The sequence below is a fragment of the Lysobacter enzymogenes genome, from assembly GCF_023617245.1.
GTDB classification, from domain to species: Bacteria; Pseudomonadota; Gammaproteobacteria; order Xanthomonadales; family Xanthomonadaceae; genus Lysobacter; species Lysobacter yananisis.
Genome location: NZ_CP067396.1, coordinates 1,222,192 through 1,237,892, shown reverse-complemented (window position 1 = coordinate 1,237,892; position 15,701 = coordinate 1,222,192). Strand labels below are relative to the sequence as shown.

13 protein-coding genes are annotated in these 15,701 nt (G+C 71.0%); all 13 read right to left on the bottom strand.

The window, feature by feature from the left end; translation table 11 throughout:
- Positions 1 to 16: 16 nt before the first annotated feature.
- Entirely contained in the window at positions 17 to 793 is a 777-nt protein-coding gene (locus JHW41_RS05330) for a hypothetical protein (RefSeq protein WP_057948848.1), read from the bottom strand.
- Complete coding sequence (gene gspM, locus JHW41_RS05325; protein WP_231736197.1) at positions 783 to 1,478, bottom strand: type II secretion system protein GspM; 696 nt, start codon at positions 1,476 to 1,478, stop codon at positions 783 to 785. The genes JHW41_RS05330 and gspM overlap by 11 nt, the downstream gene beginning before the upstream one ends.
- A complete protein-coding gene (locus tag JHW41_RS05320; RefSeq protein ID WP_250449262.1) occupies positions 1,468 to 2,655 on the bottom strand; it encodes a PilN domain-containing protein in 1,188 nt (395 codons plus the stop codon). The genes gspM and JHW41_RS05320 overlap by 11 nt, the downstream gene beginning before the upstream one ends.
- Positions 2,652 to 3,581: a general secretion pathway protein GspK gene (locus JHW41_RS05315; protein ID WP_250451428.1), complete on the bottom strand. Its 930-nt coding sequence runs from the start codon at positions 3,579 to 3,581 to the stop codon at positions 2,652 to 2,654. Before JHW41_RS05315 ends, JHW41_RS05320 begins: the two co-directional genes overlap by 4 nt.
- Positions 3,582 to 3,634: 53 nt before the next feature.
- On the bottom strand, positions 3,635 to 4,336 hold the full coding sequence (locus JHW41_RS05310) for a prepilin-type N-terminal cleavage/methylation domain-containing protein (RefSeq protein ID WP_250449261.1): 702 nt from the start codon (positions 4,334 to 4,336) through the stop codon (positions 3,635 to 3,637).
- Positions 4,333 to 4,809 carry a type II secretion system protein XpsI gene (gene xpsI / locus JHW41_RS05305; protein ID WP_250449260.1) on the bottom strand — a complete coding sequence of 159 codons (477 nt, stop codon included), beginning with the start codon at positions 4,807 to 4,809 and terminating at the stop codon, positions 4,333 to 4,335. The genes JHW41_RS05310 and xpsI overlap by 4 nt, the downstream gene beginning before the upstream one ends.
- Positions 4,806 to 5,240, bottom strand: coding sequence for a type II secretion system protein XpsH (xpsH, locus tag JHW41_RS05300; RefSeq protein WP_250449259.1), 435 nt, complete (start codon positions 5,238 to 5,240; stop codon positions 4,806 to 4,808). The genes xpsI and xpsH overlap by 4 nt, the downstream gene beginning before the upstream one ends.
- A gap of 188 nt (positions 5,241 to 5,428) precedes the next feature.
- On the bottom strand, positions 5,429 to 5,866 hold the full coding sequence (gene gspG / locus JHW41_RS05295) for a type II secretion system major pseudopilin GspG (RefSeq protein ID WP_057948849.1): 438 nt from the start codon (positions 5,864 to 5,866) through the stop codon (positions 5,429 to 5,431).
- A gap of 340 nt (positions 5,867 to 6,206) precedes the next feature.
- On the bottom strand, positions 6,207 to 7,424 hold the full coding sequence (xpsF, locus tag JHW41_RS05290) for a type II secretion system protein XpsF (RefSeq protein WP_057948850.1): 1,218 nt from the start codon (positions 7,422 to 7,424) through the stop codon (positions 6,207 to 6,209).
- 15 nt (positions 7,425 to 7,439) lie between these two features.
- The gene (locus tag JHW41_RS05285) at positions 7,440 to 8,693 is read right to left on the bottom strand and encodes a tetratricopeptide repeat protein (protein WP_250449258.1); all 1,254 of its coding nucleotides are present in this window, start codon (positions 8,691 to 8,693) and stop codon (positions 7,440 to 7,442) included.
- The gene (gspE, locus tag JHW41_RS05280; protein ID WP_057948852.1) at positions 8,690 to 10,399 is read right to left on the bottom strand and encodes a type II secretion system ATPase GspE; all 1,710 of its coding nucleotides are present in this window, start codon (positions 10,397 to 10,399) and stop codon (positions 8,690 to 8,692) included. The genes JHW41_RS05285 and gspE overlap by 4 nt, the downstream gene beginning before the upstream one ends.
- A gap of 395 nt (positions 10,400 to 10,794) precedes the next feature.
- Positions 10,795 to 11,256 (bottom strand): hypothetical protein, encoded by a 462-nt coding sequence (locus tag JHW41_RS05275; protein WP_250449257.1) that lies wholly within the window; start codon positions 11,254 to 11,256, stop codon positions 10,795 to 10,797.
- A gap of 122 nt (positions 11,257 to 11,378) precedes the next feature.
- Entirely contained in the window at positions 11,379 to 15,422 is a 4,044-nt protein-coding gene (gene purL, locus JHW41_RS05270) for a phosphoribosylformylglycinamidine synthase (protein ID WP_250449256.1), read from the bottom strand.
- Positions 15,423 to 15,701 lie beyond the last annotated feature (279 nt).

The following is a 15,701-nucleotide window of genomic DNA, read 5'->3' as shown; positions in this document are numbered from 1 at the left end:
ACTCTGCGTGCCAGTCTTAAGGCGAATTGGCCGGGGGTTGGGCGGCTTGCTGTTGCTGCTGCCGCAGTTGCTGACGTCGCGCTTCGATGCGCTTTCGGATGGCTTCCATTTGCGCCTGCTCGGTCAGCGGCGCCGAGGCTTCGGCCGGTTGCGGTTGAGGCTGGGGTTGCGGTTGTTGCACCGGCGCGGCGTTGGCCGGCGGCGGTCGGTTCGGCGGCGCGGGTTGCGGCTGCGGCACCGGGCGGCCGGCGGTCGGCGGCGCGGCGATCGCCGTCGGCGGCTGCCCGCCCTGGCCGTTGTACACGCGCAGGTCGAGTTCGCGCCGCCCTTCCGGCCCTTCGAACACGGCCCGGCGCGGCTCCAGCGAGGTCAGGCGCCAGGCCGGATGCGACTCGGGCACCTCGCCGAGCTTGACCGGCACCGACTCGCTGCCGTCGGCCGGCTGCAGGATCGCCATCGACAATTGCGGAGTGATCAGCACGCTGGTCAGCAGGTAGTCGAACGCGGCCTGCTGGTTCTCGCCTTCGCCCTTGCCCTGCATGAAGAACGGCTTGGGCCGGCGGTCGTCGACGAACAACGGGCGCGCGGCGATTTCGCCGTACTGGGTCAGCGGGCCGAGCGTGTCCGGCGGGCTCTTGCGCGCCTGCGGCAGCGGCTTGACCAGCGACGGGTCGGGCGGCAACGGGTCGACATGGCGGCCCATGCCGGCCAGCGCCAGCACCCAGGTCAGCAGCGCCCAGCCGGCCGCGGTGGCCAGCAGCCAGGTACGCGGGCTGGCGTCGTCAAAGCGCATCGGCGGCTCCGGCGGGGGCGTTGGCGTTGTTGCCGCCGCGCGCGTTGGCCGGCGCGGCGCTGGGGTTGGGACGCAGGTAGCCGTACAGGTCGAAGCTCACGTCCAGGCCGCCGTCGTTGGCCGGGCCGGCGCTGCCGGGCACGAAGTAGCCGCGCGTCGACAGCAGGTTGAGGTTGCCGACGAACAGCCGCGGCGAGCCGCTTTCCAGCGAGTGCAGCACCGCCGCGGTCTCCGGCGCGCCGCAGCGCAGGCGCACCTGCACGACCACGCGCGCGTAGCGGTCGCGGCGCGGTTCGGCCAGCGGCGAACGGTTGACGATGCCGCAGCTGCGGTTGCCCGGGCTGGCCTGCTGGACCACGGTTTCCAGGCGCTGGACCAGGCCGGCGGTGGCCAGTTCGGCGGTGGCCTCGGGCAGGAAGCCCGGCCGGCTGGACTGCTGCTGGCGCACGCGCTGGAGCAGCTGCGCGACCTGCGGCGCCTGCTGCAGCTCCATGCGCTGGCGCAGTTCGCGCTCCTGCAGGCCGTGCAGGGTGTCGTCGGCCTCCATCATCGGCACCGTCCACCACGGGTGGATCAGCACCGCATAGGCGATGCCGAGCGCGGCGACCAGCAGGCCCAGGGCGAGCCAGCGTTCGCGGTCGGCGGTGAGTTGGCGCAGGCGGGAGCCGGTAGCGTTAAGGGCCACGCGCGCCCTCCGCGTTCTGCGCCTTGGGCGGGCCGATCTCGGCGGTCAGGGTGAAACGGTCGCGGCCGGTGGCCGGATCGGGCTGGACCGCGCCGGTCAGCGCCGGCGAACGCCACAGCGGCGTGCCCTGCAGCTTGCCGATCAGCGACGAGGCCTCGCGGCTGAGGCCGATCATCAGCAGGCTCTCGTCCTCGATCGCGAGTTTTTCCAGGTAGGTGCTGTCGGGCATGCGCCGGCTCAGTTCGTCGATGATCTGCACCGTGCTCGGGCGCGCGGCGCGGGTGCGGTCGAGGAAGGCCTGGCCTTCGATCAGGTCGACCACTTCCTGGCGCTGGCTGGCGGCCTGGCGCGCGGCGTTGGCGTTGCGGGCGATGGTCTGCTGCAGGTCCTTGATCGCGGCGCGGCGGTTGTCGAGCACCTGCCACATGCCCGCGGCCAGGGCCAGCAGCGCGACCGCGGCCAGGGCCAGGTTCCAGTAGCGGAACGGGTCGCGACGGGCGCGGCGCTGCGCCGGCGGCAACAGGTTGACGCCGAGCGGGACGCCGTCGGCGCCGGCCACGTCGATGCCGGCCAGGGTCGCGGCCAGCGGGCCGATCGCGTGCAACTGCGGGTCCAGCGCCTGGCGCGGCACCGCGACCAGTTCGGCCTCGATCTGGCCGTCGCCGTCGCGCCGCGCCAGCACGCGCGCGTCGAACGCGACCGCCTCGGCGGTGAACGGGGTCTGCCGGTCGATCTCGAAGCCGACCACGTCGCGCAACCGGTCGGCGGCGGCGGCGGGCAAGTTCAGGCGCCGGCGCAGGCTGGTCGCCGGCGGCAGCAGCAGCCAGCGCGGCAGCTCGCCGATGCGCGGCGGCAGCAGCGGCGCCAGCGGATCGGCGGCGGCATCGGCCGGCGCGCCGGAATTCCAGGCGGACAAATCGGGCAGCGTGGCCAGTTCCTGGACCTGATCGGCCTGCTGCAGGCGCAAGCGGATCGAGCCGCCCTGGGCGCCGCCGTCGACCTGCAACAGCAGCCGGCCGCGGTCCACGCCCAGGGCCTGGCGCGTGCGCAGCGGCAGCCACGAGGCCAGGGTCCGGCCCCACCAAGAGAAAAAGCCGCCCGCGCCGGGCGCCAGGCGCGCGCTCAGACTTCGCAACCGGTTGGCGGCCAACCGGCCTTCGGCTACTTGCGAGTTCATCGTGTTGAAGCTCCCTCCTCCCAACGCAGCGGGGTATAAGGCATTCCCGGCACCGCTCCCCCTCCCGCTCGCACGACCACCCGCAACACCGATTCGCGGCCATCCGTCAGCCGTGCACGGCTCTCGATACTATAGGTGCCGCTGCGTTCGCCGACGAGACCGCCGCCGACGCCGCCCGCCCCGGCACCCTGCAATTGTGACCCCGGCTGGTTTCTTTCTCGTTGACGCACCAGGTCGGCGCCGTTCAACCCCATAGCATCGAGCACTTCCTTCGCCGCGAAGGCCTGCTCGGGACGCGTACGGCCGCTGTAAACCGTGACCAGGGGCTCGATCCGCGCATACAGCTCCGGGCTGATCCCCAGCACCTGCTGGAGTTCGGCCACGCTTTCGAATTCCGCATCCTTGGCGCCATAGGGACGCCCGGCGGACGCGTAATCGGCATCTTCGGCGCCGCCGGCCGGTTGCGTGAGGGTGTCGGCGTCGCGCCAGTCGATGATCGCGCCGGCCAGTCGCGCCGCTTCGGACTGCTCCATCTTTCCGGTCGCCTGCAGCAAGGCGGTGAGCAGCTGCGCGTCGGCCTGATTGAGGTCGACCTTGCCGTTCTCGTCGACGATCTTGATCTCCAGCTGCGCATCGCCGTAACGCCAGCGATTCGGGCGGCCGTCGGGCAGCCACTGCAGCTTCTGGTCGCTCATCGCCACCCGGGTCAGGGCGTACTCGACCCCAGCGCGCGCGGCGTTGTGCGCGACCAGCCCGCGCACCTGCACCCGGCCCTGCAGGTTCTCGGTGCGCGCGGTCAGCGCGAACGCGCCGATCAGCGCGGTCAGCAGGGCGACCAGCCACATCACCAACAGAAGCGCCGCACCGCGGGTTCTCGAAGGTCCGACAAAAGCGACATCGCGATCCACGCGCGGCCGCGCAACCATGCCCGCGCCGCGCAGCCGCTTCGTCGTCTCCCGATCGCCGATGCCGGTCTCCATCACAACTCCGGCACGAAACCGCCGCCCGCGGCCGAGGCCAGGGGCAGCGACACCACCAGCGGCGGCCAGGCGCGGCCGTCGCGGTCGGTGAGGGTGACTTCCACCAGCAGCGGCAATTGCTCCGGCTGCTGCCATTGTTCCTGCCATTCGCCGAGCTCGCCGCGCTGCGGGTCCAGGGTGCGGTAGCGGAAACGCGCCGATTTCAGCCCCTCCACCAGCACTTCGGGCTTGCGCGGGCGCTCGTCCTTGATGGTTTCGCCGGCCAGCACCATCGACAGGTTCAGCACGATCCGGGCCTGGTCGCCGTCGCTCTCGATCGCGAAGTCGTGCAGGTACGGCCCGCCCTGGCCGAGGTAATCGGGCAGGTCGGCGACGAAGCGCAGGCGGTCGGGCTCGCCGACGAAGCGCTGCGGCACCGCCGTGCTCTGGTCGAACGCGAACGGGATCGGCCGGGTCGCGGCGATGCGCCGGCGCAGGAAGTTCTCGACCGCGCGCTCGCGCTCGCTGCGCTGGGCCAGGGCCTCGCCGCGCGAGGCGGTCTTGGTCGCCGCCGACAGGGTCGCGAACGCCAGCGCCAGTCCGGCTACCAGCAGCACCATCGCCAGCAGCACTTCGATCAGGGTGAAGCCGCGCGCGGACGCGCGGCGCGACGGCGCGCGACGGCGCGGCGCGACTGCGCGGCCCGCGCCGACGCCGCTCACAGCTGCGCCTCGTTGCCGGCGTTGCCGCTGCGCAAGGTGCGCAGCAGCAAACGACGGCCGCCGCCGCCCTCGCCCCACTCCACCGCCAGCTGCACTTCGAACAGGCGCATGGCGTTGGGATCGATGGGCTGGTTCGACGCCGGCAACTGCGCATCGCGCCACGGCGCGATGCCCAGTGTCCAGCGGTAGCGGCCGTTCTCGAACTCGCCGCTGCGCTGGCCCGGACGCACCGGCTGGCCGACGCCGACCTGGTCCATCAACGATTGCGCGTACAGCGCGGCGCGGCCGGCGTCGGACGACCAGCGCACCTGCTTGGCCGCGCCCGACAGCGAGCCCAGCAGCAGGGTCAGCGCCATCGCCAGCAGGGCGAAGGCGACGATCACCTCGAGCAGGGTGTAGCCGCGCTGGCGCGCCCCGCGGACGCAGCCGCGCGCGCGGCGCGGCGAATGCGCAGCGAAGGCGCGCGCGCTCATCGCGGCGCCTCGCCGCGCTTGAGCTTGACCTCGCCCGTCAGCCAGGCGACATCGACGTTCCAGGCCGCCTGCTTGGCGTGCAGCTTGACCCGGCCGCCGGTGGAGGCGCCGTCGGGGAAGAACACGATCGCGCCTTCGCCGCGGCGCGGCTGCACGTCGCGCGCGCCGGTGAAGACGATGCCGACGCCCTTGGGAATCTCACCGCTGCGGCCGTTCGGCGCGCTCCAGGTGTGCGCGGCCGGATCGATGAGGAACTTCTGCGAGCGCCCGCTGGCGATGGCCTGGCTGCGGGTGTAGCGCAGCTGCGCGGCGACCTGCTTGGACGCCGAGCGCAGCTGCATGCCGGCGATGCCGCCGTTGAGCGCGGCCACGGTCAGCACGCCGATGGCGCCGATCAAGGCGATCACCAGCAGGATTTCGAGCAGGGACATGCCGCGCTGGCGCGCGCGCGGCGACAGTCCGTCCAGGCGCGCGCGCGGCGGGTTCGCGCCGCGGCGCGGCGCGTCCGGCGACGACGGCGCGAGACCGCGAACGGCGCCGCCGGCCGCTGGCGCGGCCGGTCCCCGACGCCCTCCGCGGGCGGAGGGACTGTGCCGCGCGCCGTGCATCTATCGCCGGCTCAGTTATTCTTGATGTCGCCGTCGACGCTGCTGCCGCCCGGCTTGCCGTCCTTGCCGTAGCTGACCAGGTCGTAGGGACCGTTCTCGCCCGGCTGGCGGTATTCGATCGGATGGCCCCACGGGTCCTTCAGCTCGGTTTCCTTGGCGTACGGACCGAGCCAGCCGCTGGCGTCGGCCGGCTGCTTGACCAGTTCGTCCAGCGTGCCCGGCAGGCGGCCGGTGTCCATCTGGAACGAATCGACCTTGCCGGCCAACGTCTGGATCTGGCCCTTGGCCAGGTTGTAGTCGCCGCGGTCCTTGCCGCCGAGCACGCGGTTGCCGACGAAGGCGAGCACCGCGCCGATCAGCACGATCACGATGATGATCTCGATCAGGCTCATGCCCTGCTGCTGGCGGGCCGGGGACGGGGAGCGGGTCATGGAGCGGAGGTTGCGCATCGTCGTCGTCATCCGTTGTTGGCGGCAGAGGGGTCCTGCCGGGGCTGCGGTCGAATGGGGTGGTGGTGCAAAGGGTCGTGCGGCCGGACAGCGCCGGCGGAGCCGTCGCGTCCAGGTTCGCCTGCGAACGTCTCGCGCATGCGGACGGGGTCGCTAGGATTCTGTTCCGCGCGCATTTGCAAAGTTCGCGGTTTGGACACCGCGGTACAGGCTGCGTTCAATCCGCGCGCATGAACAGGCGCATCGGTGTGACGCAGCGCGGCAAACCGGCGCGCGGGCGTGCCGCGCGGGACGCGGCGGCGGACGGACGCGGGCACGGCGACCGGAGCGGCGGGCATGCTCAACCGATCGCGTTGGTGAGGTCGTACAGCGGCAACAGCACCGCCATCACCACCGTGCCGACGATGCCGGCCAGGGCCACGGTCACCACCGGAACCAGCGCGGCCAGCATGCGGTCCAGGGCCATGCCGGTGTCCTGCTCGAAGGTCTCGGCGGTCTTCATCAGCATCGCGTCGAGCGCGCCGGATTCCTCGCCGACCTGGATCATCTGCAGGGCCAGGCGCGGGAAGCGCTTGCCCTTGGCCAGCGCGGTCGACAGCGCCACACCGTTCTTGACCTCTTCGGCGGCGGCGTCGACGTCGGCGGCGAGCACGCGGTTGTTGAGCACGTTGCGGCCGATGCCGATCGCGGTCATCAGCGGCACGCCGTTGCGCACCAGGGTGCCGAGCGTGCGCGCCAGCCGCGCGGTCTCGATCTTGCCGATCAGCGGGCCGACGAACTTGCGCTTGAGCAGCCACTCGTCGAGCGCCTCGCGGAACGCCGGGTCGCGGCGCTTGCGGTCGAACCACAGCAGCGCCAGCGCCGGCACCGCGATCAGCACGATCCACCAGTCGCGCACGAAGGTGCCGGCCCACAGCACCACCTGGGTGAACATCGGCAGCTCGGCGTCGAGGCTTTCGTACATCGCGCCGAACTGCGGCACCACGTAGCCGAGCAGGAACAGCAGGCTCGCGCCGACCATCAGCAGCAGGATCGCCGGATAGATCAGCGCGTTGATCACCCGCCCCTGCATCTGCCGGCTGCGTTCGAGGTAGTCGTCGAGCCGCGCCAGCGTGTCGTGCAGGTTGCCGCCGGCCTCGCCGGCGCGGACCATGTTGATGTACAGGCGCGAGAACGTGCCGTGCTGGCGCTCCAGCGCCACCGACAGCGACGTGCCACCGCGCACCGCGTCGCGGATGTCGGCGACCGTGCTCTTGGCCGCCTCGTCCTCGGGCAGGTCGAGCAGGATGGTCAGCGCTCGATCGAGCGGCTGGCCGGCGCCGAGCAAGGTCGACAATTGCTGGGTGAACTGGACCAGGCGCGCGCCGGTGAACGGCTTGGGCTTGAACAGCCCGCGCCAGCTCGAACCGCCGCCGCCTTCGCTGGCCAGCCGGGTGTCCACCGGCAGATGGCCCTGCTCTTGCAGGCGAGCCACCACCTCGGCGACGCCGCCGGCTTCCATCTGCCCATCCAGCAATTCGCCGCGGGCATTGAGCGCTTGGTAACGGTAGAGGGGCATGGAGGGCGGAATCCTTCAGGGCGCGCCGAGCGTTTTCAGCGCATCCTGGTAGTGCGCGAACAGCCGTTCGCGCTGCGAGAGGGTAGCACTGAAGTTCTCCTGCGGCTGGAGCATGCCGGCGCAATCGCCGCTGTCTTCGTCGCAATACGCGACCCACGCGGCGCGCGCCGCCTTGGCCTCGGCGAGCATGGTTTTCGCCTTCGCGCACACGGTGTCCGCCGCGTCGGTGCAGCCCATCGCCAGCGCGAGATACACCAGGTAGCCGCTGCCGACGCTATTGCGCTGCGCCTGCGCATCGCCCAGCGGATGCCCGATCAGGATCGTCTTGGCGAGCAGGTCGCAGCCCTCGCCGTCGATCAACGGTTCCTCGGCGCGGACGAAGCAGGCGGCCGACAGCAAGCGCCAGGCCTCCGCGTTGTCTTTTTTCGCGCCGATGCCGGTCTGGTGCATCCAGCCCAGGTACTTGCACGCATACGGCGCCTGGCCGGGATCGGAGCCCTTGCAGGAGCGGTCCAGGCGCTCGTAGGCCTTGGCGTAATCGCGCAATTGGCGGTTGTGCAGGTACAGCTTGCCGCCGTCGTAGCAGCCGTAGGTGACGAAACCGGCGTCGCAGGATTTGTCGTAATACCCCAGCGCCAGCGCAAGGTCGCCGGCGCGCGCCGCGGACACGCCGAGGCTCCAGCACGTGTCCACGTCGTTCTTGCGCGCGCACGGCGGCGCTTCGGAGAGCGGTCCGGGACGGTCGATGTCGTAGTTGCTCAGCGTGGTGCCGTCGGAGGCGTGCGTGCGCCCGCGCTCGCGCATGCGCTCCAGCAGCAGGTCCGGCGTGCGCACGATGGTTTCCGGCGCGCAGGCCAGTTCGGCGAGCGTGGCGCCCTGGCGCAGCACCTGCACGGTTCCGAATTTGTGCAGCGCGGACGGATCCGGCTTGCGGCCGTCGCGGAACCCGAACGTCACCCGGTAGGAATGGTCGCCGCTGGCGAAGATCGCGGTCTCGTCGACGGTCACGCCGGCGCCGCTCGCGGTCAGGTAGCCCAGCTCCATCAGCGGCACGCGCAGAACCAGCTCTTCCTTGCCCTGCACCGGGCCGTAGCGGTACGCCACGTCCATCGGTCCGGATTCGTCTTCGTAGAGGCAGATCGACACCTGCTTCTGCTGGCCTTCGATGCGGCAGGTCGCCACCGTTTCTTCCGCGGCCGCGCATCCGGCCACGGCATCGGCCGCGGCCAGGCCGCACAGCAGCACGAGGCCATGCAACAGCCGTTTCATGCGTCCTCGGTCACCCGCAGCACTTCCTCGATCGTGGTCAGCCCCGCCAGCGCCTTGGCGATGCCGTCCTCGTACATGGTGCGCATGCTCGCGGTCTCGCGCGCGATCTGCTCGATCTCGCCCATGCCGGCATGGCGCATCACCGCGCGGCGCAGTTCGTCGTTCATGACCAGGAACTCCATGATCGTGGTGCGGCCGTGGTAGCCGCTCGGCGCGAGCGCCGATCCACGCGGGCGGTACAGATAAATCTCGCCTTCGGGCTGGTAGCGGCGCAGCGAGAACTTTTCGATTTCCTCGGGCGAGGCCGGGTATTTCTCGGCATGGGTCGGCTCCAGCCGGCGCACCAGGCGCTGGGCGAGGATGCCGTTGATGGTCGAGGTCAGCAGATAGTCCTCGACGCCCATGTCGAGCAGGCGGGTGATGCCGCCGGCGGCGTTGTTGGTGTGCAGCGTCGACAAGACCAAGTGGCCGGTCAGCGCCGACTGGATCGCGATCCGGCAGGTCTCCAGATCGCGCATTTCGCCGATCATGATGATGTCCGGGTCCTGGCGCACGATCGAGCGCAGGGCGTGGGCGAAGTCCAGGCCGATCTGCGGCTTGGCCTGGATCTGGTTGATGCCCTCGATCTGGTACTCGACCGGGTCCTCGACGGTGATGATCTTGACGTCGCTGGTGTTGAGCTTGCTCAGCGCGGTGTACAGCGTGGTGGTCTTGCCCGAGCCGGTCGGGCCGGTCACCAGCATGATCCCGTGCGGCTGGTCGAGCACCTTCTGGAACTGCGGCAGGAATTCGTCGGTGAAGCCGAGCTTGTAGAAGTCGAACACCACCGTTTCGCGGTCGAGCAGACGCATCACCACCGACTCGCCGTGCGCGGTCGGCACCGTGCTCACGCGCAGGTCGAGCTCCTTGCCCTGCACCCGCAGCATGATGCGGCCGTCCTGCGGCAGCCGGCGCTCGGCGATGTTGAGCTTGGCCATGATCTTGATGCGGCTGATCACCGCCGCGGTCAGGTTGGCCGGCGGGCTCTCGCCCTCGGCCAGCACGCCGTCGATGCGGTAGCGCACCTTGAGCCGGTTCTCGAACGGCTCGATGTGGATGTCGGACGCGCGCAGCTCGACCGCGCGCTGGATCACCAGGTTCACCAGCCGGATCACCGGCGCTTCCGAGGCCAGGTCGCGCAGGTGCTCGACGTCGTCGAGGTCGCCGCTGCCCTCGCCTTCGGCGGTCTCCACGATCGCGCCCATGGCGCTGCGGCCCTGGCCGAACCAGCGCTCGACCAGGTCGCCGACCTCGGCGCGCAGCGCCACCGCCGGGCGGATCTGGCGGCCGCCGCTGGCCAGGCGCAGCGCGTCGAGCTGGTAGCCGTCCTGCGGATCGGCCATCAGCACATCGACGTGGGTCTCGCTCTCGGCCACCGGGCACACGGCGAACTGCTTCATGAACTTCGGGGTCAGGCTGACGCCCTCGGGCGGCAGCTCCGGCGCGTCCTTGACGCTGACCAGCGGCAGGCCCAGCACCGCCGCGACGGTCTCGGCGTGGTCGCGCTCGGACACCAGGCCCAGGCGGGCCAGCAGCGCCAGCAGGCTGCCGCCGGTTTCCTCCTGCAGGCGGCGCGCGCGGGCCAGGTCGGCGTCCTTGAGCCGGCCCTTGGCCAGCAACGCGTCGACGATGCGCGCGTCGACCGCGGCCTGGCCGTCCGCGGCCACGGCCGCGCCGGGTTCGGCGCCGGCATCCGCATCGGTAGTGTGGGCTACAGCATTCACATCACGCTCCTGCGCATTCACCCAGTCGCGGGTGACTCCTGACTTTAGCAGTTTCGATCGCGCTGTTTGCCAGTTCCGGCAAAGCCGCGAAAAGCCCGTGGCGCGGGCGCCTTGGGGCAATCTGAGCAGAGTAGTACGCGGACGTTTCAGTATGCGAGAAAGCAACCCGGGCCGGCCGATTTATAGCCCTGGTCACATTTCTCCTGACCATCGCCGGCACCGCCGGCTTGTCGGAATCGAGATGTTGTGGATATCGCGCCCGGCCCATGGCGGCACTCGACCGGATCGTTTGCCGCGGTACCCGGTTGCGCCGGCCCTCCCGCTGCGAGCCCTCCGATTCATTTGGAGCAATCGGCCCGCAGATCGATGCCGTCGCGCTGCCTGAGCACGAATGCCTCGAACGCGCCGGGTTGCGAGGCCGGCGGCTTGACCGGCTGCCCAGCCAGGCGGCGCAATCGCGGCAGCAAGCGATCCCGGAACCCGATCACCCCAGGCGCGCGCCGGGCGGCACCGGCGCTGGTCAGGATGGAGAACGCGCGTTCGTCGTTGATCAATACCAGCTCCGGGACGCCTCTGCATTCGAATTGAACCGACTGCGATCCCGAATCTCCCGCCGATACCGTGATGCCCAGCGGTCGCAACGGTTCGCCGGCCGCGATCGCCTGTTCGCGCAGCAGCCCGAAGTCCGAGCGGCTCAAGGGCTCGAAGTGATCGTTGTCGGCTTCCAGGCCTGCCGGGAAAAACACGACAGCGAATCCCGCCGCACACGCCAGCGCTATCGCAACGGCGATCTTTTTCATCCGATGGCCCCTAGTCATCGATACTGCGGATGCATACGCGCTCCACCGCCGTCGAGGCGGCGCGAAAAACAACGGGCGCTCAAGGCGCCCGTTGCTTCGTCGAGGTCGCGACGGCTGTCAGCTTATCCGACCCACACCCGCGCATTGCGGAACATCCGCAGCCACGGCGAATCCCCGGCCCAGTCCTTCGGCGCCCAACTGAAGTTGGCCGCGCGCAGGGTGCGCTCGGGGTGCGGCATCAGGATCGTCGCGCGGCCGTCGCGGCTGCTCAGGCCGGCGATGCCGTCGGGCGAGCCGTTGGGGTTGAGCGGGTAACGCTCGGCCACGCGGCCGTCGCCGTCGATGTAGCGCAGGGCGATGTCGGCCGCGCTCTGGTCGAGGTTGTCGGCGAAGCTGGCGCGGCCTTCGCCGTGCGCGACCGCGACCGGGATGCGCGAGCCGGCCATGCCGCGCAGGAACAGCGACGGCGATTCGACCACTTCCAGCAGGCCCAGGCGCGCTTCGAACTGTTCGCTGCGGTTGCGCAGGAACACCGGCCAGTGCTCGGCGCCGGGCACGATCGGCTTGAGCTGGGCCAGCATCTGGCAGCCGTTGCACACGCCGAGCGAGAAGCTGTCCTCGCGCGCGAAGAACGCGGCGAAGGCGTCGCGCAGCGCGCTGCGTTCCAGGATGCTGGTGGCCCAGCCGCGGCCCGCGCCTAGCACGTCGCCGTAGCTGAAGCCGCCGCAGGCGGCGAAGCCCTTGAACTCGGCGAGGTCGAAGCGGCCCGAGATCAGGTCGCTCATGTGCACGTCGAAGGCTTCGAAACCGGCCTGGTCGAACGCGGCCGCCATTTCGATCTGGCCGTTGACGCCCTGCTCGCGCAGGATCGCCACCTTCGGCCGCGCACCCGTGTTGATGAAGGGTGCGGCGATGTCTTCGTTCGGATCGAAGTTGAGCTTCGGCTTCAACCCCGGCGCGGCGAAGTCGCGCGCGAGCGCGCGTTCCTCGTCGGCGCAGTCGGGGTTGTCGCGCAGCTTCTGCAGCGCGTGGCTGGTCGACCACCAGGCGTCGAACAGCTCGTCCCAGCGCCATTCGACCAGGATCTTGCCGTCGTCCTTGACCCGCACCGACGGCGCCGTGGTCGGCTTGGCGATGCGCTGGGCGCAGTCGATCAGGCCGTGGCGCGCGACCAGGTCGGCGAACACCGCGCGGTCTTCGTCGTGGATCTGCACGATCGCGCCGAGCTCTTCGTTGAACAGGGTGCGGAACGGGTCCTCGCCCCAGCCGTCGAGGCTGATGTCCAGGCCCAGGCGCGAGCAGAACGCCATTTCCGCGAGCGCGGCGAACGCGCCGCCGTCGCTGCGGTCGTGGTAGGCCAGCAGCAGGCCGGCCTCGCGCGCGTCGCGGATCAGTTCGAAGAAATCGCGCAGGCGCTGCGGGCTGTCGAGATCGGGCACGCCGCTGCCATGGCGCGCGTTCTCGCCCGGCGCGCCGGCGAACGCCGGCAGGCCGCCGCCGTCGGACGCATTGCCGGCGCCGGCGTGCGGATGCACCTGCGCCAGCACCGAACCGCCCAGGCGCTGCTTGCCCGCGCCGAGGCCGATCAGCCACAGCTCGGTCTCGGCTTCGCGCGACAGCAGCGGCGTCAGTTGCTGGCGCACGTCGACCACCGGCGCGAACGCGCTGACGATCAGCGACACCGGCGACACCGATTTGTGCGTCACGGGACCGGGGACCGGGGACCCGGGACCGGTAGAGGCATCGGCATCCGGGTCCCCGGTCCCCGGTCCCCGGTCCCCGCTCCACTGCGCCTGCATCGACAGCGAATCCTTGCCGACCGGAATGCTCAGTTCGAGCTCGGGACACAGTTCCATGCCGACGGCCTTGACCGCGTCGAACAGCAACGCGTCTTCGCCCGGGTGCGATGCGGCCGCCATCCAGTTCGCCGACAGCTTGATCCGGTTCAGCGATTCCACCGGCGCCGCGCACAGGTTGGTGATCGCTTCGCCGACCGCCATGCGCGCGGCCGCGGCCGCGTCGAGCAGGGCCAGCGGGGTGCGTTCGCCGATCGCCATCGCTTCGCCGACGAAACCGTCGAAGCCGCTGAGGGTGATCGCGCAATCGGCCACCGGCACTTGCCACGGGCCGACCATCTGGTCGCGCGCGACCAGGCCGCCGACGGTGCGGTCGCCGATGGTGATGAGGAAGTTCTTCGCCGCCACGGTCGGATGGGCGAGCACGCGCAGGCCGGCTTCGCGCAGGTCCAGGCCGCTCCAGTCCAGTTCCGGCCACGGCGCGGGCGCCGGGTGGCGGGTGTCGCGGTGCATCTTCGGCGGCTTGCCGAACAGCACGTCCATCGGCAGGTCGATCGGCCAGTCGCGGCCGCTTTCGCGCGCGTTCTCGACCGTCGCGCCGTAGCCGACGACCAGATGCTCCTCGGCGGTGGCATAGCCGACCACCGCGAACGGGCAGCGCTCGCGTTCGCAAATCGCGGCGAAGTCGGCCACGCGGTCTGCCGGCAGACCGAGCACGTAGCGCTCCTGCGATTCGTTGCACCACAGCTGCATCGGCGACAGCGAGGGATCGTCGCTGGGCACGCGCGCCAGATCGATCACGCCGCCGAGGCTGGAGTCGTGCAGCAGTTCGGGGATCGCGTTGGACAGGCCGCCGGCGCCGACGTCGTGGGCGCTGTCGATCGGGTTGGCGTCGCCGAGCGCGACGCAGCGGTCGATCACTTCCTGGCAGCGGCGCTCCATCTCCGGGTTGTCGCGCTGCACGCTGGCGAAGTCGAGCGACTCGTCGCTGTCGCCGGACGCGACCGAGCTGGCCGCGCCGCCGCCCAGGCCGATCAGCATCGCCGGGCCGCCGAGCACGATCACCGCATGGCCGGGCTTGAGCCCGCGCTTGGCGACCTGCACGCGGTCGATCGCGCCGAGGCCGCCGGCGAGCATGATCGGCTTGTCGTAGGCGCGGGCGATCTCGCCCTGGCCGAGTTCGAAGCTGCGGAAATAGCCGACCAGGTTGGGCCGGCCGAATTCGTTGTTGAACGCCGCCGCGCCGATCGGGCCGTCGAGCATGATCTCCAGCGCCGGCGCCATGCGCGGGTTCAGCGCGCGCGCGCCTTCCCACGGTTGCGGCAGGGTCGGGATGCGCAGGTGCGAGACGCTGAAACCGCACAGGCCGGCCTTGGGCCGGCCGCCGCGGCCGGTCGCGCCTTCGTCGCGGATCTCGCCGCCGTTGCCGGTGCTCGCTCCTGGAAAGGGAGCGATCGCGGTCGGATGGTTGTGGGTCTCGACCTTGATGCAGAACGCCGAGTCGACCTGCGCTTCGGCCGCGTAGGCCTGGCTGCCCGGCTGCGGGCGGAACCGGCGCGCCGGATAGCCTTCCACCACCGCGGCGTTGTCGCTGTATGCCGAGAGCGTGTTCTCGGGCGTCTGCGCGTGGGTGTACTTGATCATCTTGAACAGCGACTGCGGCTGGTCGCGGCCGTCGAGAGTCCAGGATGCGTTGAAGATCTTGTGCCGGCAGTGCTCGGAGTTGGCCTGGGCGAACATCATCAGTTCGACGTCGGCCGGGGCGCGGCCGAGCGCGGTGTAGCGCTCGCGCAGGTAGGCGATCTCGTCCTCGGCCAGGGCCAGGCCGAGGCGGGCGTTGGCGGCTTCCAGTTCGTCCAGGGCGATGCGTTCGAGTTCGCCGCGCGCCGGCGTCGCGAACAACGCGGCCGCGTCGTCGCGCGCTTCCAGCAGCGACTGGGTCATCGGATCGTGCAGGACCTTGGCCAGCGCGCCCTGGGTCGGCGCGTCGTCCGGCCATCCGGCCAGGTCGTAGCGCAGGCCGCGTTCGACCCGCTTGACCGGCTGGCCGGCGCCGCGCAGCAGCTCGGTGGCCTTGCTGGCCCACGGCGACAGCGTGCCCAGGCGCGGGGTCGCGTAGCGCGACACGGCGCCGTCGGCGCGCGCGGCTTGCGCCGCTTCGGCCTGCAGGATGCGGCGCAGGGTGGCGTCGTCGGGCGCGCGGCCGGACTCGGGCTCGACCCAGTACACGGGCCAGGCATCGAGCAGGCGGACGGAGGGATGGAGGGCGGACAGGCGGGCTTGCAGCCGCTCGCGGCGGAACGAAGACAGGGCCGAGGGGCCCTCGAGGACGATCATGTCCGAAGAACCGTGCAACGCAGGGCCCGTCATTGTACCCGAAGGGCCGGCGGGGCTCGGGGTCGGGGGACCGAACGGCCGCCGGGGATCGACGGTTCGGCCGCCCCTGCAGGAGCGGCGCGAGCCGCGACCGCGCGGCCTGGGCGGGCGGCGTTGTCCGGATGCGCGGCGAAATCGCGCCCGGTCGTGGTTTGCGCCGGCGGCTGCGTGGTCGCGGTCGCGGCTTGCGCCGCTCCTGCAGGGGGCCATCGGGATGCCCGCGGGCGGGCCGGAAACGGCGAAAGGCCCGCTCGCGCGGGCCTTTCGGGCAAA